Consider the following 20,658-nt stretch of genomic DNA (forward strand, 5'->3'; position numbering starts at 1 on the left):
ATGTCGGGTAGCTGCTGCACACCCGCGACGCTCGCGTCACCCCTGGAGCCGGCCCGGTTCGCGGCACAGGGCACGCACACGATCGAGCAGGTGGACCTGCCCGGCGGCGAGTTCCGGATGGGCGACGCCACCGGCGACGGCAACCGGGGCGACGGCGAGACGCCCGTCCACCCGGTGGTCCTGACGCCGTTCTCGATCGACGCCACCTGCGTGACGACGGCCGACTTCGCCGCCTTCGCCGAGGCGACCGGCTACCGGACGGAGGCCGAGGAGTACGGCTTCTCCGCCGTCTTCCACCTGGCCCTGCACGCCCGCCCGGAAGAGGTAATGAACCCCGTCCCGGGCACCCCCTGGTGGGTCGGCGTCCACGGCGCCGACTGGCGGCACCCCGGCGGAGCCCTGTCGTCGGCGGAGGCCGACCACCCCGTGGTCCACGTGAGCTGGAACGACGCGCTCGCCTACTGCTCGTGGGCCGGCCGGCGCCTGCCGACCGAGGCCGAATGGGAGTACGCCTCCCGTGGCGGCCTCGACGGCGCCCGCTACCCGTGGGGCGACGACCTGCCCGAGGACGAGTGGCGGGTGAACATCTGGCAGGGCGTCTTCCCCACCCGGAACACGCTGGCCGACGGCTACCTGACCACGGCTCCGGTCCGTACGTTCGCGCCCAACGCGTACGGGCTCTGGCAGACGGTCGGCAACGTCTGGGAGTGGTGTTCGGACTGGTACGCCCCCGACTACTACGCCTACTCCCCGTCAGCCGATCCGCGCGGCCCGCGCCGTGGCACGACGCGGGTGCTGCGCGGCGGCTCCTTCCTGTGCCACGACTCCTACTGCAACCGCTATCGGAACGCGGCGCGGTCGTCGAACACCCCCGATTCCTCGATGGCCAACGCCGGGTTCCGCACCGTGGCGCTGTAAGAGCACCGACTCTGGCGCTATAAGAGCGCCGACCCTGGCGCTATGAGATCGCCGGCTGGTGGCCGAACCTGACCGGTTCCGGGCCGCGCAGCCGGACGGCCGGGTCGGTCAGCGCCTGGTCCCGGGCGTCGACCTCGACGGCCGGCTCGATGACCGGCTCGGCCTCGCCCGCCGCCACGATCCGCCGCAGCAGCCGCGCACGCAGCCCGGCCGCCACCTCCAGATGGGACCGGTGCCCCGCCAGGTTGACCAGCTCGTGCGGGTCGCTGTCCAGGTCGTACAGGGCCTGCTCGCGGTAGTGGGCGGAGGCGGGGCTGGCCACCGGGTCGGCGTCCTCGGCGACGGCGTAGTACTTCCACCGAGAGGTACGGATGCCGCGCCCCACCTCGGACTCGCTCACCTGGAAGAAGACCTCGTCCGGCCAGGGGGCGCGGGCGTCACTGAGCAGCGGCAGGAACGAGCGGCCCTGCATGTTCTCCGGTACGGGCAGCCCGGCCGCGTCCAGCAGCGTGGGCGGCAGGTCGATGACGCTGACCGGCCGGGAGATCGCGCCGCCCCCGTCGAACCCCGGCCCGCGCACGGCCAGCGGCACCCGCAGTGACGCGTCGTGGCAGGACCGCTTGTACTCGCCGTTGCGGGTCTTGAAGTGGTTGCCGTGGTCGGAGGTGTAGGCGACGATCGTGTCCTCGAGCAGGTTCATGCTCCGCAGCGCGTCGAGCAGCCGGCCCAGCCCCTCGTCCAGGCGCTTGACCTGGCCCAGGTAGCCGCCCAGGTGCCGGGCGGCCGTGCCGCCCAGCGCGGTCAGGTCCGGCGGCGTCCAGCGGCCCTGGTAGCGCTCCTCGTAGCCGTCGGGGGCCGGGTAGTTGTCCACCTCGTTCTGGTGGTGCGGCTCCAGGAAGGACAGGAAGAGGAAGAACGGCTCGTCGTGGTGGTCGGCGACGAACCGGACGGCCGCGTCTACCAGGGCGTCGGAGCGGTAACCGGGCAGGAAGACGGGGTCGTTGGCCTCGTCGTACACGATCGTGCGGTAGGCGTCGGAGGTGTGCTCCAGCGCGTTGGCCGCCAGCCACGACCCGTAGCCGCCGCGCAGTTCCTCGGGCACCGGCTCGGTGGCGGCCAGGTGCCACTTGCCGATGTAGCCGGTGGCGTATCCGGCCGCGCCGAAGTGGTGCGCCAGCGTGCGCTCCTCGGCGGGCAGGGCGCGGCCGTTGCGGTAGACCCCTGTCGTGGTCGGATAGCGGCCCGTCTGCAGGGCCGCGCGGGCGGGCGCGCACACCGGTTGCGGAGTCAGCGCGACCGTGGCCTGCGTGCCATGCCGGGCCATCCGGTCGAGGTTCGGGGTGAAGGGACCCACGGTGTCCCACCGCTGCTGGTCGGTGAAGACGACGATCACGTTCGGGCGCAAGAAAGGACTCCTGTCGAAGGGCCGTTGGAGAGGCTGTGGGGAAGGGGCTGTGGGGAAGCCCGTCAGGAGGAGCCGCGCCGCAGGAATGTCCAGGGGCGGACCACCTCGCGGGCAGGCAGGGGTCCATCGGCCTGGAGGCGGTCGAAGAGCAGGCGTACGACGTCGGTGTAGTCGTGTTTGAGCGGGCCGACGGTGCTCAGCTGAGGGTTGCTGATGAGACCCTCGTCGATGTTGCCGACCCCGATCACCGCGACGTCGCCCGGCACGCTCAGCCCGGCGTCCCTGGCGGCGGAGAGCACGCTGATCGCCGCCCGGTCGGACGCCGCGAAGATCGCGTCCGGCCGGTCGGAGGAGCGCAGGAGCTCGGTGGCTGAGTGGTAGGCCGCCACGCGGTCGTCCGCGCCGGAGACGATGATCCGCCGGTCCACACCATGCCGGTCGAGGGCCGTCGTGTAGCCCAGCAGCCTGCCGGTCGGGTGGTCGCGGTAGAGCTCGTGGCGGTGCGCCATGAAGGCGACGCGTGTGCGGCCCTCGGCGAGCAGGTGTTCGACCGCCTCGGCGCTGACCTCGGTCTCCGGTGTCCGTACGACGTCGCAGCCGTCCGGCACGCTCTCGTTGCGGACCACGACCATCGGCAGTCCGCCGGCGACGATCTCGGCCAGCAGGTCGTGGGTGAGGTGCTCGCCGGCCAGATTGACCAGCGCGCCGTCGGCGATCCCGCTCCGCAGCACGTCGGCGGCGGCCCGCGCGCGAGCCTCGGAGTAGACGGCGAGCGTGATCACGGAGTAGCCGTGTACGTCGGCCATCTCGTGGAGGTCCCTGGCCAGCCGCTCGTCGGTGGGCACCCCGCCGAGCGAGCCCTGAACCAGGCAGACCCGCTGGGTCCGGCGCTTGCGCAGGCTCCTGGCGGCCTGGTCGGGCGTGTAGCCGAGCTGCCTGGCCGCGTCGAGCACCCGCTGTCTCGTCTCGGCGGCGACGGGCCGGTCCCGGCCGCTGAGCACATAGGACACGGTCGCCACCGACACCTGCGCCAGCTCGGCCACCTGTCGCGCTGTGGGTCTCATGTGTGCTGATGTTAAACGATTAACATCAGCAGGCTCTACTCTAACCCTCCTGATCGGATCAACCTTCTGTCGTTCGGACGCTCTTTGCCCGTGAGGTAGAATTCAGGTACCGAGGACATTTCGTGCGTTGACACTCAGGTCGGCGTCGCCCACGGCGATCCGCGATTGTCGGCCTCCTCATGTTGGGCCGGACAGGTCAGGCGACCATGAAGGCGTCAATTCTTACTCATCTCAAGCCGCTGCGCGCTGTCGCTTCCGCCGTTTCCGCCATCGACTCCGAAGTGCGGCTCAGCCTGAATCCCGTGCTCAGCCGGCGATCCGTGGTGGACGGGGCGTGGTGGCCCCACTCCCGCGACGCGGCCGCGGAGCTGCCAGGGCTCATCGCCGCCGTCGATCAGCGGCTCGACCAGACCACGTTGCGGGTCGGCGTGCGCAAGGAGACGTGGGACCACATCCCGCGCCGTATCCCGGCACCCGGGCGCCAGATCAAGGTCGGCTGGTTCCGCAACACCGACCCTCAGGTGGTCACGTTGATCCTCGCGGGTGCCGAGCCGATCGTGCTGCTGGTCATCCCACCGGGCACCGCGAGCGGGCCCGCTGCGGCCGCGCTCAAGCTCGGCGCTCAGGACACGACCGGATTGTGGCCGGTCGACCTCCTCACCATCGCCCGCCTGCCCGCCACTCGCGGTGCCCGGCGGGCGGGCCGGAAAGCCTTGGACGGCTGGGAGAACGAGGGTGGGCACATCGCCGACCAGGCGGCCGGTCCGCCGATCGGGTAGCCAGTGGTTCCAACCGGATCGCCGGGTCGGCAGGGGCGTAGGCTGCTGGGTGTGGACCTCCCCCCGTCCCACGGCCCGACGTTGGAGGTCGCCCAGGCGTTCATCACCCTGGCCGACACGCTGGTAACCGGGTTCGACGTCATCGAGTTCATGCATGGCCTGGCCGAGCAGTGCGTGCGACTCCTCGGCGTCGACGCCGCCGGGCTGCTGTTCGCCGCCCCCGGCGAGAAGTTGCGGTTGGTGGGCGCCTCCAGTGAGCAGAGCCGGCTGCTGGAGCTGTTCCAGCTCCAGACCGACCAGGGTCCCTGTCTGGACTGTTTCGCCACCGGTCAGTCCGTGCACTGCGCCGACCTGGCCACGGCGGAGCCCATGCGGTGCTGGCCCCGCTTCGCCGAGCAGGCCGGCGTCAACGGGTTTCGCGCGGTCGACGCGCTGCCCATGCGGCTGCGCAACCAGGTGATCGGCGCGATGAACCTGTTTCGCCAGGAGCCCGGCGAAATGCCGGCCCCCACCGTCGCGCTCGCCCAGGCCCTGGCCGACATAGCCACCATCGGGCTGCTACAGGAGCGCACCATCCGGGAAGGCCAGGTTCTGTCCGAGCAGTTGCAGCACGCGCTCAACAGCCGGGCGGTAATCGAACAGGCCAAGGGCATGCTCAGCGAGCGTTACACGCTGCCGATGGAGCAGTCCTTCGTCGTGCTGCGCCGGCACGCTCGCGACCACAACCGCCACCTGACCGAACTCGCGCGTGAGGTGGTCGCCCGTGCCGCCGACCCCGGCCTCATGCCCTTCCCTCCCGCCCCCTCAGCCGAGGACGCTGACCCGACGCCGTGACACCCGGCGAGGCGTCAGCCCGGTAACCGGACGGTGGTTCCGCCCGTGTCGCTGGAGAAGGTGACCGCGTCGCCGAACTGCCGGATCGGGGGCGGGGTACGGGAGCCCCTGAAGTCCCAGGTCGGTGACAGGTGCTGTACGCCGGTAGCATGGGGCCAGGCACCGAGTGTTCCTCCGATGTATCGGGGGACGTCAGCCACATCCTGAGAGCGGGACGCAAGATGAGTAGTCCTCGCACATCCGAAGACCTGACCACGATGGAGTCCGCCCCGGCCACCGAGGCCGACGAGCGGGCCGAGCACGCGGCCAACGCGCAGTGGCTCAAGGACAACCCGGCTTCGATGCCGCAGGTGGCCGCGGGCCGCTGGGCCGTGTACAACCGTGCCGGTCACCTGCGCGGCCACCTCGTCGGCGATGGCCCGACCCGCGAGACCCGCTTCAAAGCGATCAGCGCCGACAAAGCGGACAACGACCGGATGCCCGCCGGCAGCGCGCGCTTCGGCATCACCTTGCACGACGCCGGGGCACATCTCCTCGACGGGGGCACGCACGGTGGCCTCGCCGAGGCAACGGGCAACTGAGCGCCGCTCAGGCACCGGCGCACCGTGCGAGGCCGCTCGGTCACGCGTTGGGGCAGTAGGCCGGGGCCGTGCCGTAGGCGTACTGGAGGAAGTCGGCCAGGTCGTCAGGCCAGGAGTTCCAGTCGTGGCCGCCGGTGCCGTAGCAGTAGCGGTGGTTCACTCCCAGACTGGTCAGCGTCTTGTCGAAGTCGCTCACGTACGAGCCGAGGATGGTCTCGTCGCCCGACAGGGCGTCATCATGGGCCTTGCTGTCGTAGGCGCACGTCTTCGGCGCTGGATGGTGGCCGTCGGCGTACTGGGGATTGCCGGGAGCGCCCGGCAACTCCTTGCAGCCGCCCGCGTACAGGCCGAACCGGCCGCTGTAGGGCGCGTACTTGCCCTGTGTCACCAGTTCGGCCGGGTTGACGGACGGCCAGTCGTCGATCGTCTTGCCGTTGAAGACGGTGCTCGTGTACGGCCCGAACAGGCTCTCCAGCCGGTAGCGCCGCTGCTTGTCCTGGTCGAGCACCAGGACGCCGTTCTCGTATTTGTTGACCCGGAACGCCCCCCAGTCCGTCAGTGGCATGATCGCCGCGCCGGACGCCCACATGGAGTCGGAGATCGTCCGCTGGGCGGGCATGCCCCGCAGGTCGATGCCCGGGGAGAAGGCGCCGATGACGGAGAACACGTCGGGGTGCGCGGCGGCGTACTTGAGCGTGCCGAAACCGCCCATCGACAGCCCGGCCAGCCCGCGCCCCGATCGGTCGGCGATGGTGTTGAAGTTGGCGTCGATCCAGGGGATGAGCTGGGAGATGTGGTACGTCTCCCACTTGGGCGCGAAATATCCGTCAGTGCGGCCGACCCAGTCGCTGTACCAGCCGGTCATCCCCCCGGTCGGCATCACCACGATGCCGTCATAGGCCCCCGCCTGCTCCACCAGGGAGACCAGATCGGTCTTCGTCGTCCACTCGTCGTAGTTGTCCCCGCCGCCGTTGAGCAGGTAGAGCGAGCGGTAGCGGGTGCTCCTGGCCGGGTCGTAGTCCTTGGGCAGGTAGATCCGTACGGTGATCGGACGGGCCAGCGGGTCGATCGCCGGCGTGCCGCCGGACGCCTGGAAGATCGCCGTGGAGGTCATGGTGATGTCCCGCAGCTCGGATCCGTTGTCCTGGAGGTGCCGGTCCACGCTCACGCAGGTGATGCCGTAGTCGTCGGGGTGGGGCAGGGTCGTCGAGCAGGTCTGCGCCCGCGCCGCGCCGGCCGGGACCACGACCGCTCCGGCGATCAGCAGCAGCCCGGTCAATGCGCGCGATAACCACCATGGGGAACTTCGCATCGCTTCCTCCTCCAAGTGAGAAACCGGGCATCACTGTACAAAGCGGTGCCGATTTCTGCGTCAACCGCCGGGTGGAGAAAGTGGTCAACCTTCACCCTGCGGGCCGGGGCCGCGTACAACTCCTGCGGTAGGTCGCCTGGCGTATTACGGCTTTCGAGTGGGTCTTGCCAGTTTTGTCATGTCGGCTTTCACTGATCTCCATACCGGTGATCCAGGAGGAGCCGATGCGTGGCTTACGGGCGTCCGCAGTCGTTCTGGCGATCGTTCTTCTCACGACGTTCCTGACCTCGGGACAGTCCGTCCCGGCGGTCGCCGGGCCGTCCGACCCGGAGCCGGCCTCGCTGGTCACACTCTCCGTGCCGGACCAGGCCACGATGGAGCGGCTGACCGCCTCGGGGGCGGACCTCACTGAGCGGGTACGCCCACAGGCGGACGGCAGCGTCCAGGTCGACGCGGTCGTCACGCCGAGCCAGCTGACGGCGCTCGCCGCGCTCGGCGCGACCCTGGCGCCCGGCACGCCGTCTCGTCCCCAGGCAACGCCGAAGGGCGCCGCCGTGCCGGATCAGCTGGTCATCGAGCGGGCGGTGTGGTTCAGGAGCCGCGACGGCTACTTCCTGTCGGTCGAGGCGTCCAGCAGCGCGGGGGCGGCAGCCACGCTCAACGTGAGCTGGACGGGCAAGGGCGGTTCGGGCGGTCAGGTGCCGATGGTGCCGTACGTCGACGCGGGCGCCTACCTGGGCCACCAGCTCAGCACCCCCGTGCCGGCGGAGAACCGGCCGCAGTGGGTCACCGTCACGTCGACGGCCGGTGGCAAGGCGGACGCGCGGGTACAGGAGTGGCCCGACGGGGAGCGGCCCGACCGCCAGGGTCCCGGCTACGAGAAGGACTTCGTCAGCCAGTACATGCCACCGACCCAGCTCAACGAGCGGGTCAAGGCGCTGCACCGGCGCTTCCCCAAGCTCACCGACATCATCACGCTGCCGAACCCGACCAACGGCTACCGGCGCAACGCCCAAGCCCTGATCGGCACCCCGCCCGGCGCCGCCGTCGTGGTCACCTCGAACGCCTACGGCTCCGAGGGCGGCAACGACCTGGCCATCGAGCTCGTCACCCCCGGCGCGCCCGACCGGCAGTTGCAGGTGACGGTGAACGGCAAGCAGATCACCGTCAGCCTGGCCACCGACGGCTCCGGCACGCCCACCAGCACCGCGGCCCAGGTGGTCGCGGCGATCAACGCGACGCCGGGCATCGCCGTCAAGGCCACGACCTACCGCACCGACGCGGGACAGGGCGTCATGGCGCCCGCCCCGCTCACCCAGCTGAGCGACTTCCTCAAGGCACCGGCCGACGTCCCCCGCGCGCCGTGGCGGGTGCTGGCCCTGCGCGTCGGCGTACACCGGGATGGCTCGCGCACCGGAGTGCTCGCCTACGCGCAGGAACACGCCAGGGAATGGGTGGGCCCGCTGGTCACCATCGAGGCGGCGGAGCGGCTGCTGCGCAACTACGCGCGCGACGCGGCGACACGGGAGCTGCTGAAGCGCACCGACATCTTCATTGTGCCCACGGTCAACCCCGACGGCGCGAACTACAGCTTCTACGACTTCAACTCCCAGCGTAAGAACATGACCAACCACTGCCCCGCCCAGCAGTCCGACCCGGCGCTCCGCAACACCTGGGGAGTGGACGTCAACCGCAACTACGCAGTGGGCTCCCTGTCGGACGGGTACTTCGGCGCCTCGGCCGGCTGCCAGAGCGGTACGTACGCCGGGCCCGCCGAACATTCCGAGCCCGAGAGCCGCAACGTCATGTGGCTGGCGCAGCGGTATCGCAACATCAAGTTCGCGATGAACGTCCACAGCTACGGCGGCTACTTCATGTGGCCGCCGGGCGCCTACAAACTCGACGGCCGCGTCACCCTGCCCCGGCCCACACCCCGGCAGGAGGCGTACTTCCTGCGTTCGGCCCGCACCATCGAGCAGGCCATCGCCGCCGAACGAGGCACGGTCACCTGGCCCCAGCAGACCGGGCCGGTGACCGACGTGCTGTATTCGGCGGCGGGCAACTCCGCGGACGAGCTCTGGTACGACCACGGCGTCTTCGGCTGGGACTTCGAGGTCGGCAGCGACCTGTGGAACCCCACGACCCGGATGTGGGAGGGAGTGGGGTTCCAGCCGCCGTTCAGCGAGGGGCACGCGGAGGCGATGGAGTTCGCCTCCGGGCTCATCTCGCTGATCGGGGTCGCCGCTGACTATCGCGAGCCGTGACGGGCGTCAGCCGATCACCCGCGCCACCGCCGGTATCCGCCGGAGCACCAGCCAGTCGAGCAGCAGCACGGCCGCCATGGTGACCCCCGCCAGCGGGAACAGCAGGCCGAGCACCGCCATGACGGCGATCACTCCGTACGCGCTGCGCCTGTTGGTGGCGCGGGCGGGCGCTCCCGCTCGCCCGCGCGGGCGGCGCTTCCACCACATCCACGCGCCGGTGACCACGAGCGTGATCAGGGACAGGCAGGCGGCGAGCATGACGAGCAGGTTGACGGTGCCGTAGCGGCGGCCCTCGTGCAGGGCGATGCCCTGTTCGACGGCTTTGGCCATGATGCCGTACTCGGCCCAGCCGTAGGAGACGAGCACCCGGCCGCTGTACTGGTCGACGTGGAGCGTCTGCGCGGCGGCCGGGTCACGGCGGTTGTCGGTCACGACGGTGTAGACGCCCTTCGCGTCCTTGGGGAGGAGGACCTTGATGTCGCATTCGGCGGGCGCGCAGTCGCGCAGGACCGGCCGGGCGGCGGCCAGGGCCCGCTCGATGGGCAGGGCACCCGGTTGCAGCACGCCGCCCGCCGTTTCGTGCGCGGCGTGACCTTCGGACTGCGGTACGGGGAGTCGTTCGGCGGACCAGGGCACCTTGGCGTCGGGGTTGGTGGACAGGTCTCCGGACAGCGTCGAGGTGTTGGGGAAGGAGTCCGCGCTGGGAGTGGTCGAACCGGTGCTGTCCTGGATGCGCTGCAGGCCGTCACCCCACACGCCTGACCAGGGCAGGCCGGTCAGGACGAGGAAGACGACCGCCGCTCCGGCGCCGACTCCGGTGAGGGTGTGCAGGCGGCGCAGCCGGCCGCGCCCCGACCGCTTGGCCCGCTTGTGGGTACGTCGCCCGCTCCACCACAGGTACGTGCCGGTGGCGATGAGGATCAGCGCCCAGCACGCGGCGATCTCCACGACCCGGTCGCCGATGGTGCCCGCCATCAGCTCACCGTGGATGGTGCGTATGACGCGCATGAAGGTGGTGCCGTCGTCGATCTGCCCCACCACGCGGGCCGTGGCCGGATCGACGTAGACCGAGACGCCCTGAGCGAAGGGGCCGGTGTCGGCGCCCTGCAGAATGACCCGGGTGGTCCGGTCCGGGGCGGTGGGCGGGATGACCGACATGACGGCCGCGCCGGGCCGTGCCTGGCGGGCGGCGGCGATCTGCTCCGACAGGGGCTTCGCGGTAGTTACCGGCGCGGCGAGCGTGCGGACGTCGGCGTAGTGCCACTCCTCGAACGGCTCCTTGAACAGGTAGATCGACCCGGTTATGGCGAGGATGAGCAGAACGGGGGCGACGAACAGCCCGGCGTAGAAATGCCAGCGCCAGATGATGCGATAGCGCTGGGATGACAGGGCCGGGGTGGGCTGGACGGTCGGCGGCCGTACCTCTACAGAGGTCATGGGGTTCTCCATTCCGGAGACGCGCCCGTCTCGGGGCGCGCGAACAGCGGGGGCGGTCATGACCGCGCGATCGAGCCGCGAACAGCGGAGGCGGTCATGACGGACCGGACCTGCGGTTTCCGGGTACGACGACGGCGATGCACGCGGTCGGTCCCGGCGGCACACGGCGCCGGTAAATGGTCAGCTTCAGCAGGCGTCGCCTACTGAGGCGGCCCCCGGCGGCACAGCTCCCAGGCCAGCACCTGGGCGGCGGGCATCCCCGGCGTGACCGCCACGACCGGCGCCACGCGGCGCGGCGTCGAGGTCGGCACGAGCAGGTCGGTCAGCGGGCGCCACAGGTCGCGCAGCGAGCAGGCCAGCAGGAACAGCAGCGTGGCCAGCGCCGTCTCCCCGCGCTCCAGCCACCAGGCGGACACGCTGGCGACCAGCACGTGCGCCAGCAGCATCCCGATCCCCGCGGACAGCCCGCCGAGGTGGTGTCCCGTCAGCGGAAGGCCGGGGCCGGGGCCGGGGCCGAAGAGGTGGTGCATGCCGTACTGCGCGGCGAAGGAGGTGACGAGCAGCGTTCCCATACTCCGTCGCCGACGGGCGAGGACGTACGCCCCCGCGCCGGTCACGGCGGTGGCGGCGGCGACGATCCCCAGGCCGGCGCCCGTGCCACCGGCCAGCACGTGCATGCCCAGCGCGGCGTACACGCAGACGACCGCGAACACCGCCGCGCGCACGACACGTCCGGCGGGCTCGTTCCGATCGGCGCTCACGCGCGATCACCGCTCACATGTGCAGATACGGCCCAGCGGGTGTCTCGGTTCGATCACGCCGTAATGGGCGGTGGTCCCATGAGCTCCACCGGCTTGACCTGCGGAAATTTCGGATCGCCGGGTAGGGGTGTCGGAGAAGGGGATGTCGAACGGGGGCAGATCATGATCATTGTCGGGGTGGACGGCTCGCGGGCGGGGCTCGAGGCCGTTGGATGGGGCGCCAGGGAGGCCGCGCTGCGCGAGGTGCCACTGACCGTGGTGCACGCCATGCCGGGATGGGCCTGCGAGACGGCGCCCGGTCGCTATGCCGCCGTGGCCCAGTGGATGCGCGACGGGGGCGAGATGGCGTTGGCCGCAGCCGAGGACCGGGCGCGTGGCGAGCACCCGAAGATCGGCATCAGGACGATGCTGCTGCCCGGCGATCCCCGAGCCGCCCTGATCGAGGCCGCGAAGGAGGCCGAGCTGCTCGTCATCGGCAGCCACGGGCTCGGGGGAGTGCGCGGGCTGCTGGTGGGGTCCGTGGCGTACGGGGTGGCCGGGCACGCCCCGTGCGACGTGGTCGTCGTGCGGCAGTTGCCGTCCCTTCCGCGCGGCGAGCTGGTGGCGGGGGTGAACGGCTCGCCGCGGACTCGCCGCCGGGTGCTGGACTTCGCCTTCTCCGAGGCGGAGCTGCGGGGTGTGACCCTGCGGGCCGTACACGCCTGGAGCGGGTTCCAGCCCACGAGCGAGGAGGATGAGCGGGACGGGCGGCTGATCCTGCGAGAGGCGCTGGCCGGACACCGTCAGGATCATCCCGACGTCGAGGTGATCGAGGAGGCCGTGCACGGTCACCCCGTGGAGGTGCTGCGTCAGGCCGCTGAGGGCGCCGACCTGCTCGTGGTCGGCTCGCACGGGCACGGCGCGTTCGCCGGCATGGTCATGGGCTCGGTCAGCCAGGCCATGCTGCACCACTCCCCATGCCCGCTCGCCGTGGTCCGGAACAAGCAGGACGACCTCGGTTGAGGGCCGGGCGTTCACGGGTTGATGACGACGGCGCTGCCCAACGGGACACGTGCCAGGACGCGCAGGGCGGGGGCCGGGACCCGGACGCAACCGTGACTGACCTCTTGCCCGAACACGCTCTCGTCCGGCCAGCCGTGCAGCCCGATCGTGCCGGGTCCGCCGTCGAAGGTCTGGAGGACGGCCGAGTGCGAGCCCAGGGCGAGCATGCGCGGGCTGTACGTCGCATCCTCCGGAGTCAGTGAGGCGAGCAGGAACGTCCGTCCCGTTGGCGTGGGGGTCGACGGGGCGCCGGTGGCGACTTTCCACGTGCCCAGACTGCGATCGGACTTGAACACCGTGAGTTGATGAGCGGCCAAATCGATGCGTACGTAATAAGGGCTGTAGGCATTCCGCAACCCGCCGCCAGCGGTATATATCCAGCCCGTCGACAGATTCGGGCGGCTCGGCAGCATAACGCGTACCCATCCCGGTTGCTCTTCCACTATGGGCACCCATACCGGACCGCCAACTGAAGTGGTCGGCAATATCCCCACCGGTGCGCCGCCGGGGCTGGCATAAACCACCTGTGGTTGCGTTGGATGGGTCACGTGCCCATTTCCCGGCTCGAAAGGAGCGGTGTCTTTCGGCGTGCCGCGCAATCTCGTGTACGTCGTGGAGCGCGTCAGCCGAGCCCGTTGCGCGGCTGACACCGGCAGCGGCGCGACCTGCTGGATCGGGGCGGCGAGCGGCGCGGCGGCCGGTGGCGGGGGGGTCGTTCCGCAGGCCGCGGCCATGGTCATGGCGGCCAATGCCGTGCTCCATGCGATCGGCCGCGCATTGCCGTGCCTGTCCATTGCCATGCGGTCACGCAAGAAGGCCTCCACTATGTCCGGAGTGAGCAAGGGCAGTTTACGGAGAGGCCTTGAGCGTCTTGGGCCGAGAATTGTGATAAGTCGTTCTATCGGGTGATCTCGGGCCTTGGTTGATAACTGGCAGAGGCTTTGTCGCGCCTTTACCGGTCGGTTGTCCGTCGTCGTTGATCTCCCCGAATATCATGCCGAGTTGCTTGCCGTTTCACCTCGCTGCGCGGGTGGAAGCCGGCTGTATCCAGCGCGCTCCCCTATAGAAAAGATTCGCTACATGGAAGTAATCTCTGGTCGCGCTTCCCACCGGTCACGATGGGTCTCTCTGCTGGCGGGGGCCTTCGTGCTCGTCGTCGCCGGGGCTCTGCTGACCACATGGCCATCCGGCGCGAAAGCGGCCCAGCCGCGGTCATGCCACCAAAACGAGGACGTCTGCGATAGCCCGGCCACCAGCATCTCGGGCGATCTCGAGGGCATGACCCTCGAACCGGGCGTCTACACGGCCGCCTCCTCGATCGAGCTGACCGGCACGGTCACCCTCGACGCTCAGGGCGATCCCGACGCCGTCTTCATCTTCCAGATCGGCACCGCGTTCTTCACCGGCCCGGACAGCGACGTCGAACTCGTCGGCGGCGCACAGGACTGCAACGTCTTCTGGGAGGTGGGCAACACGGTGACGACCGGCGCCATGCCCGACGTGACCGTACCGGTGGATGAGGAGGTCGATGAGGAGGTCAACGAGGATCGGGGGAGGCCCGGGACCGAGACGGCCGTCAAGGACGACTGCCCTCTGGCGCATCAGGTCACGCCGCCCGCCCTTCCGCCGTGCGCGGAGACTCCACCGGTCCGACCGGTGCCGACTCCGATAGAGCGGCCGACCCCGGCTCAGCCGGTGAAGCCGGCTCCGACGCCGAAGGTGGTTTCGACGCCCCAGGTGGATGCGCCGCCGAAGGTGGTCTCGACTCCTCAGACGGTTACGCCGCCGAAGGTGGTCTCGACTCCTCAGACGGTTACGCCGCCGAAGGTGGTTTCGACGCCCAAGACGGTTGCGACGCCTCAGGCGGTTGCTACTCCGAAGGTGACGTCGACTCCGACGGCGACCGCGACGTCCACTCCGACGGCGACATCCACCTCCAGGACGAGCACACCCGATCACCACCGTGATCATCACCACCGCGACCGCCACCACTGCGGTCACCACTGCGGGCTCGAACCGGCGCCCGAGCCCGTCCCGGTCGGCTCGCGTCTGCGTGTGGCCGGCTGACGATCCTGTCCGGCTGACTGTTTCGGGGCGATGTGCGGGATGACCAGTTCGTTGAGGTCATCCCGCATCGCCGCAGCCGGTCGGCGTCTGTGAGCGCCGAGGTCGGTCGCGCACGGCGTCAGAGGACGCGCCAGCGGACGGGCGTGCAGGGCGTGAGAGACGCGTCAGAGGATGGGCGTGCAGGGCGTCAGAGACGCGTCAGAGCATGGACGTCAGGGGACAGGCGTCAGGGGCGGTTCGCCGTTCAGGACCGCGATGATGTTGTCCACGGCGAGATCCACCATCCGGGCCCGGGTCGCCTCGGTGGCCGAGCCGATGTGCGGGAGCGCCGCCACGCGTTCGTGCTGGATCAGCGGGTCGCCGACGCCGTTGCGCGGCTCGCGGTCGAACACGTCCAGCCCGGCCGAATGGAGCCGCCCGGCCTGCAGGGCGGCGAGGAGCGCGGCCTCATCGACGACGCCGCCGCGGGCGGTGTTGACGAGGGTGGCGGTGGGTTTCATCATCGCGAGCTCGTCCGCGCCGATGAGGCGGCGGGTCTGATCGGTGAGCGGTACGTGCAGAGACACCACATCGCTGGTGCTCAGGAGCTTGGGCAGGGACACCGCCTGGGAGAGCTCGTCATCGGGTTTGCGGGACAAGGTGTGCTGGACGGTCATGCCGAACCCGATCGCCCGCCGGGCGACGGCCTGCCCGATCTCGCCGTAGCCGATGAGACCCAGGGTCGCCCCCGCCACGTCGAGTCCGAGGTAGGCGTCCAGCCGGCTCCCGGTCCACCCGCCGCTCCTGAGGCTGTCGGCCGCGGTGAGCAGCCGCCGCCGCGCCATCAAGATGAGGGCGAAGGCGGTGTCGGCGGTGGTCTCGTGCAGGACACCCGGGGTGTTCGTGACCACGACGCCGCGGGCCTGCGCGGTGACGACGTCGGTGCCGTCGTAGCCCGCGCTCGGCAGGGCCAGTACGCGCAGCCGCTCGCCCGCCTCGAGCACCGCGGCGTCGACATGGTCGGAGTTCTGGCACAGCAGCGCGTCCGCGCCGGCGAGGAGGTCGCGCAGCCGCTCGGGCGGCGGCGGCGTGACCTCGGACCACTGGCGTAGCTGGGCGACGCGGCCGAGCCGTTCGAGACCCGTGCCCGGCAATGTCGGCCGGGTGACCACCACGATCGGCGCCGTCGCCTGCATATTGCTCTCTCCTCCCGATGGGGTCCGGCCTGAGCACGGACAACATCCCTCCATCAACATAGATCACCTGGATGTTGACCAAGTCAGGGGGAGGTGGGCAGACGAGGTTGGCGAAGTCGGGGGGGCGGGCGGGGGACGAGCGGGCGGGGGAGGAGAGGTCGGGTCAGTGTGGCTCGGTGGCTCCGGTGAAGGGCATGTGCTCGCCTTCCACGTACTTCGGGAATGGCTGGTAGACATTCGCGCCCGGTTGGCCGCGCAGCAGCAGCGCCGAGACGAACGGCTGTTCCTCGCTGGTGATCCGGGTCGAGGTCGGGATGTAGCGGATGGTCAGGCCGCAGCGGCGCTTGGGGGAGGTGTTGGCGCTGGAGGCGTGCAGGATGTTCGGGTGGTGCACCTCCACGTCGCCGGGTGACAGCACCAGGTCCACGGCCTGGGACTCGTCCACCGTCACGGCGCTCTCCGAGCCGAGCACGTTGGCGACGTCGTCGCGCTGCCGCAGCTCGTGCAGGGCCTCCTTGTGCGAGCCGGGGATCACCCGCATGCAGCCGTTCTCCGGCGTGGACTCGTCGACGGCCAGCCAGAGCGTGATCACCCGCATCGGCTCCAGCGGCCAGTAGGCGCCGTCCTGGTGCCAGAGGACCGCCTTGCCGGAGAAGGGCGGCTTGCTGATGTAGTGCGAGGCGAACAGCGCGAGGTCCGGGCCGACGAAGAGCTCGGCGATGTCCAGCAGTCGATCGTCGGAGATCAGCCGTACCCAGAACGGGTCGTCGGCCACCAGTTCGGTGCCCAGGTCCTCGCCGAGCAATTCGGGGTGCTTGGCCTGGAGCCAGGCGACGTGGTCGCCGGCCTCGGCGATCAGATCGGGGTCGATGACGTTCCGGAAGATCGTGTAGCCGTCGCGGTCGTAGTCCTGAAGACGATCATGGTTCTGAGAGGGGGCGTGGTCCTGAAGGCGGGCGGGGTCCTGAAGGGTGCGGTCGGCTTCCTGGGTCACGATGTTCTCCTGTGCGCGGGAGCGATGGACATCGATCCGGATTCTTCGGCCTCCGCGCCCCGACTTACTAGCACTCGCCGCCCCATAACTATTAATTTCCTGACATGCCGACTGTGCTGCGCTGGGTGGATTTCGCGTACGGCCTGCCCTACCACGCGGCGCTGGTGCCGGTGAGCGGCGGCCGTCGCGACCGGCCCGAGCCGCACAGTCATGCTGATTTCCATGAGTTCGTCTTCGTGACCGCGGGGGCCGGCGCGCAGCGGGTCGGTGAGGCGGAGATGCCGCTGCGCGCGGGCGACGTGGTGCTGGTCCGGCCGCACGACCGGCACGAGTTCGCGGGTACGGCGGCCGACGGGATGCGCTTCATCAACATCGCCTTCCCCAGTTGGCGCTGGCGCGCCTTCGCCGACCTCGCCGGGCTGGCCGGCACGGCGGAATGGGAGCGGCGCGACCTTCCCCTGGCGGCGCGCACCGACCTGGACGGGCCGGTCGCGGCGGAGTTCGCCCGCGTGCTGGCCGCCTATTCGGGCGTGCCGCGCGTGCTCGACCTGGTCGGGCTGTGGACGGCGGTCGTCCCGCTCCTGGAACGGGCCGATGGCACCGCCGTGGACCGGCGGCCGGGCTGGCTGGTGGCGGCCTGCGTGGCGATGAGCCGCGAGGAGAACCTGCGCGACGGGCTGCCCCGGCTGCTCGCGATGGCCGCGGTCAGCCCGGGGCATCTGGCCCGTTCCATGCGTACGCACTACGGGTGCACGCCGATCGCGTTCGTCGCCGGGCGCCGCCTGGAGCACGCCGCGCTGCTGCTCACCACGACGACCGAGGGCATCGGCCGGATCGCCCAGCGCTGCGGTTTCTCCGGCCAGTCGTACTTCGGCAGGCTTTTTCACCAGAAATACGGCCTGGCGCCCCGCGACTATCGGGAGGCCACCCGGCGGGCGGTGGTCCCGGCGGCCCTGGACACCCCACACATCAAGTGATTAGATGACTTCACTTGGGCGAAGGACGCATGGTGCGGCCGCCCGATCCACCCCCGGCGGACGCGATCATGCCCCCACTCGACGCCCACGTACGAGACACCCCCCAAGATCGAACAGGAGGCCGGGCATGATCCGGTCGCGTTTACTGTGCATGGCCGCCATCTGCGCCGTCGTCACCCCGCTCGCCCTCACGGGCTGCTCCTCCAGCGGTGACACGGCGAAGGGGGCGGGCAAGACCGAGCTGAAGCTGTACAACGACAAGGGCGCCTGGAGCAAATACTTCGACCAGATGGGCGCCCTGTCCAAGCAGCAGATCGGGCTGTCGATGAAGCCGGTCGGCTACACCGACGAGCCGACGTACCAGGCGTTCATCAAGGCGTCCTTCCGCACCAACGTCAAGCCCGACCTGTTCACCTGGACGACCGGCGGCGGGCTGGCCGAGGTCGTCGCCCAGAAGCAGCTGGCCGAGACGACCGCGCTCTGGCAGGAGGCCATCAAGAACGGCGACCTGTCGGCGGACCTGGCGAAGTACTACACGGTGGGTGGGAAGCAGTACTGCGTGCCGCTGAACGCCGCCTACTGGGGGATGTTCTACAACAAGAAGGTCTTCGACAGGTACGGCCTCAAGCCCCCCACCACGTGGGACGAGCTGATCAAGATCGCCGACACGCTGAAGAAGAACGGGGTGCCCGCGTTCTACCACACCTCGGTGCTGTTCTCCTTCGTCTGGTTCGAGCAGCTGCTCGCCGGCACCGACCCCGACCTGTACGACCGCCTCTCCACCGGCCAGGCGAAGTACACCGATCCCGGCGTGGTCGAGGTCATGAAGCGGTGGAAGTCGATGATCGACGCCGGATACTTCAACAACGCCGGTGACAAGACGGACCCGGGTGACGTACTCAAGACCGGCAAGACCGCGATGGTGTCGTTCGGTACGTGGTTCAACACGAGCATGACGCAGCGCGATCTGAAGGCCGGCACCGACTACGGCTACTTCACGATCCCGAACGTCAACCCCGCGCTGCCCAAGACCTCGATGATCTTCGAGAGCGGCCCGCTCTGCTCGCTGGCCAAGGCGCCCGACCCTGAGGCCAGCACGAAGTACCTCAAGTGGTGGGTGACGCCGGCCGCGCAGGAGAAGTGGGCCACCGCCAGGGGAGACGTCTCGGCCAACCCCAAGGTCACCATCACCGACCAGGCGATCGCGGAGGTCAGCAAGGCGGCGGGCAGCGGACAGTATCGCCTGGTCAACCGCTACTTCGAGGCCACGCCGCCGCCCGTGCTCACGGCCGCGCTGGACGGCTTCGGCGCCTTCCTCGTCAAGCCGGACAGCTACCAGAAGGTCCTTGAGGACATCCAGGGCGCCGCCGACGAGTACTGGAGCAGTCACCAGCCCGGCAGCTGAGATTCGAGGGCGCATCGGCACCTGTACGAATTCTGTACGCCGCGCTTGCAGGCTGATCAACAGCGGGTGCCGCGTGCGGCCTCCACTCCTTGCGATGCCCCCCGGAACTGTTCTTGAGGAGAAACCTGTGCAGGCCCGACTCCGTCGTTCGGCCGCGCTGCTTGCCGGTGCGCTCATCCCCCTCTCGCTGCTCACCGGCCAACCGGCCGGAGCCGCGTCCGCCGATCCCATGACCGACGCCTTCGCCCGCGCGGCCGCCACGTACGAGGTGCCACGCGACCTGCTGGTGTCCCTCGCCTACTCAGAAACCCACCTGGACGGCCACCGCGGTCAGCCCAGCGCGTCCGGCGGCTACGGGGTGATGCACCTGGTCAGCAACCCCGTCACGCACACCCTTGAGCGTGCGGCCACGCTGACCAAGCAGCCCGTCTCGGCCCTGAAGGCGGACGCCGCGGCCAACATCACGGGCGGCGCCGCCGTACTGCGCGCCTACGCCGACGAGCTGGGGCTGGACGCCAAGGCCCGCAAGGACGCCGCCAAGTGGTACCAGGCGGTGGCCAAGTACGGCGGCGCCTCCTCGCCGGAGGCCGCCCGGCTGTACGCCGACACCGTCTACGACCTGATGGCCCAGGGGATCCGCGCCACCACTCCGGAGGGCGAGGCCGTCACGGCGGCGCCGCAGGTCGTCGAGCCTGAGCGTGGCTCCTACGCCAAGGCGCAGGAGCTGGGCAAGACCAACACGCTCGCGGCGGCGGTCGACTACCCGGGGGCGACGTGGGCGGCGGCGCACAGCTCCAACTACGCCGTCTCCAACCGCCCGACCAGCGACGCGATCGACCGCATCGTCATCCACGTCACCCAGGGCTCCTACTCCGGGACGATCGACTGGTTCCAGACAGGGCCGCGGCCGAACCCCACGTCGGCGCACTACGTCATCCGTTCGTCGGACGGCGCCATCACCCAGATGGTCAGGGAGAAGGACCGGGCTTTCCACGCCGGTGACTACAACAGGCGCTCGGTGGGCATCGAGCACGAGGGATTCGTCGACAACGCCTCCTGGTTCACCGACGCGATGTACCGCTCCTCGGCGGCGCTGACCCGCAACATCGCCGACCGCTACGGCATCCCCAAGGACCGGGCGCACATCCTCGGCCACAGCGAGGTGCCCGGCGCCGACCACACCGACCCGGGTCCGAACTGGAACTGGACCACGTACATGAACTACGTCAATGGCGGCACCGGCCCCACCAACCCGCACACCGCCGAATCGGTCTGCGGCACCGGGTTCAAGGTGATCGACTCGGCGGCGCTGGGCACGGCGGGCACCGTCTACCTGACGTACAACTCGACCACCGGCTACAACTGCGTGGCCACGATCAAGAAGACCCAGCTCGGCACGGCCTCGGCGACCACTGCCTACCTGGAGGTGGAGGGCCAGACGCGCATCACCGACACCGGTAACTTCGCCTACTACGCGGGTCCGGTCCGCGCCAACGCGGCCGACAAGTGCGTCAGATGGGGCGGCAAGGCCGGCGCGTCCACCTACGACAGCCCGTCCGAGCACTGCGGATAACCGGAACGTCCCGGCCTCGACGCGCGATGCGCCGCGGGTAGCCGGAAACAGAAACAACGGGGCCCCGACGA

The 20,658-nt window shown here is 70.0% G+C and carries 18 protein-coding genes; 10 read left to right on the forward strand and 8 right to left on the reverse strand.

Going from position 1 to position 20,658, the window contains the following annotated elements:
• Positions 1-918, forward strand: a complete 918-nt coding sequence (locus tag AB0L53_RS06590) for a formylglycine-generating enzyme family protein (protein WP_363991279.1) — start codon at positions 1-3, stop codon at positions 916-918.
• 40 nt (positions 919-958) lie between these two features.
• Here AB0L53_RS06590 and AB0L53_RS06595 read toward each other — a convergent pair whose 3' ends face one another.
• Together AB0L53_RS06595 and AB0L53_RS06600 are read right to left on the reverse strand one after the other, a co-directional pair.
• A complete protein-coding gene (locus AB0L53_RS06595) occupies positions 959-2,323 on the reverse strand; it encodes a sulfatase-like hydrolase/transferase (RefSeq protein WP_363991282.1) in 1,365 nt (454 codons plus the stop codon).
• A 62-nt stretch (positions 2,324-2,385) separates the two neighbouring features.
• A complete protein-coding gene (locus AB0L53_RS06600) occupies positions 2,386-3,387 on the reverse strand; it encodes a LacI family DNA-binding transcriptional regulator (protein WP_363991285.1) in 1,002 nt (333 codons plus the stop codon).
• 206 nt (positions 3,388-3,593) lie between these two features.
• Here AB0L53_RS06600 and AB0L53_RS06605 point away from each other — a divergent pair, with 206 nt between their 5' ends.
• The 3 genes from AB0L53_RS06605 (at position 3,594) to AB0L53_RS06615 (ending at position 5,581) form a co-directional block, all read left to right on the forward strand.
• Entirely contained in the window at positions 3,594-4,166 is a 573-nt protein-coding gene (locus AB0L53_RS06605) for a DUF5994 family protein (RefSeq protein ID WP_363991288.1), read from the forward strand.
• A gap of 51 nt (positions 4,167-4,217) precedes the next feature.
• Entirely contained in the window at positions 4,218-5,000 is a 783-nt protein-coding gene (locus AB0L53_RS06610) for a GAF and ANTAR domain-containing protein (protein ID WP_363991291.1), read from the forward strand.
• Between the two features lie 221 nt (positions 5,001-5,221).
• The gene (locus AB0L53_RS06615; RefSeq protein WP_358544439.1) at positions 5,222-5,581 is read left to right on the forward strand and encodes a hypothetical protein; all 360 of its coding nucleotides are present in this window, start codon (positions 5,222-5,224) and stop codon (positions 5,579-5,581) included.
• A 40-nt stretch (positions 5,582-5,621) separates the two neighbouring features.
• Here AB0L53_RS06615 and AB0L53_RS06620 read toward each other — a convergent pair whose 3' ends face one another.
• On the reverse strand, positions 5,622-6,893 hold the full coding sequence (locus tag AB0L53_RS06620) for an alpha/beta hydrolase-fold protein (RefSeq protein WP_363991295.1): 1,272 nt from the start codon (positions 6,891-6,893) through the stop codon (positions 5,622-5,624).
• Positions 6,894-7,117: 224 nt separating this feature from the next.
• Here AB0L53_RS06620 and AB0L53_RS06625 point away from each other — a divergent pair, with 224 nt between their 5' ends.
• Positions 7,118-9,157 (forward strand): M14 family zinc carboxypeptidase, encoded by a 2,040-nt coding sequence (locus AB0L53_RS06625; RefSeq protein ID WP_363991298.1) that lies wholly within the window; start codon positions 7,118-7,120, stop codon positions 9,155-9,157.
• A gap of 6 nt (positions 9,158-9,163) precedes the next feature.
• On the opposite strand, the gene AB0L53_RS06630 is transcribed toward AB0L53_RS06625, so the two are convergent.
• Positions 9,164-10,594, reverse strand: a complete 1,431-nt coding sequence (locus tag AB0L53_RS06630) for a PepSY domain-containing protein (protein WP_363991301.1) — start codon at positions 10,592-10,594, stop codon at positions 9,164-9,166.
• Between the two features lie 200 nt (positions 10,595-10,794).
• The gene (locus AB0L53_RS06635; protein ID WP_363991304.1) at positions 10,795-11,355 is read right to left on the reverse strand and encodes an MFS transporter; all 561 of its coding nucleotides are present in this window, start codon (positions 11,353-11,355) and stop codon (positions 10,795-10,797) included.
• Between the two features lie 162 nt (positions 11,356-11,517).
• Between AB0L53_RS06635 and AB0L53_RS06640 the strand changes: the two genes are divergently transcribed.
• Positions 11,518-12,357 (forward strand): universal stress protein, encoded by an 840-nt coding sequence (locus AB0L53_RS06640; RefSeq protein ID WP_363991307.1) that lies wholly within the window; start codon positions 11,518-11,520, stop codon positions 12,355-12,357.
• A gap of 11 nt (positions 12,358-12,368) precedes the next feature.
• On the opposite strand, the gene AB0L53_RS06645 is transcribed toward AB0L53_RS06640, so the two are convergent.
• Positions 12,369-13,208, reverse strand: a complete 840-nt coding sequence (locus AB0L53_RS06645) for a L,D-transpeptidase (protein WP_363991310.1) — start codon at positions 13,206-13,208, stop codon at positions 12,369-12,371.
• Positions 13,209-13,359: 151 nt separating this feature from the next.
• Between AB0L53_RS06645 and AB0L53_RS06650 the strand changes: the two genes are divergently transcribed.
• Complete coding sequence (locus AB0L53_RS06650) at positions 13,360-14,463, forward strand: ice-binding family protein (protein ID WP_363991313.1); 1,104 nt, start codon at positions 13,360-13,362, stop codon at positions 14,461-14,463.
• A 212-nt stretch (positions 14,464-14,675) separates the two neighbouring features.
• On the opposite strand, the gene AB0L53_RS06655 is transcribed toward AB0L53_RS06650, so the two are convergent.
• On the reverse strand, positions 14,676-15,638 hold the full coding sequence (locus AB0L53_RS06655; RefSeq protein ID WP_363991316.1) for a D-glycerate dehydrogenase: 963 nt from the start codon (positions 15,636-15,638) through the stop codon (positions 14,676-14,678).
• A 163-nt stretch (positions 15,639-15,801) separates the two neighbouring features.
• Entirely contained in the window at positions 15,802-16,632 is an 831-nt protein-coding gene (locus tag AB0L53_RS06660) for a phytanoyl-CoA dioxygenase family protein (protein WP_363991319.1), read from the reverse strand.
• A 104-nt stretch (positions 16,633-16,736) separates the two neighbouring features.
• On the opposite strand from AB0L53_RS06660, the gene AB0L53_RS06665 reads away from it, so the two are divergent.
• From AB0L53_RS06665 to AB0L53_RS06675, 3 genes are all read left to right on the forward strand, one after another.
• Positions 16,737-17,609 carry an AraC family transcriptional regulator gene (locus AB0L53_RS06665; RefSeq protein WP_363991321.1) on the forward strand — a complete coding sequence of 291 codons (873 nt, stop codon included), beginning with the start codon at positions 16,737-16,739 and terminating at the stop codon, positions 17,607-17,609.
• Positions 17,610-17,736: 127 nt separating this feature from the next.
• Positions 17,737-19,014 (forward strand): ABC transporter substrate-binding protein, encoded by a 1,278-nt coding sequence (locus AB0L53_RS06670; RefSeq protein ID WP_363991324.1) that lies wholly within the window; start codon positions 17,737-17,739, stop codon positions 19,012-19,014.
• A 127-nt stretch (positions 19,015-19,141) separates the two neighbouring features.
• Positions 19,142-20,587: a peptidoglycan recognition family protein gene (locus AB0L53_RS06675; protein WP_363991327.1), complete on the forward strand. Its 1,446-nt coding sequence runs from the start codon at positions 19,142-19,144 to the stop codon at positions 20,585-20,587.
• The last annotated feature ends 71 nt before the right edge of the window (positions 20,588-20,658 follow it).

This window comes from Nonomuraea sp. NPDC052129, assembly GCF_040680095.1.
Classification (GTDB): Bacteria; Actinomycetota; Actinomycetes; order Streptosporangiales; family Streptosporangiaceae; genus Nonomuraea.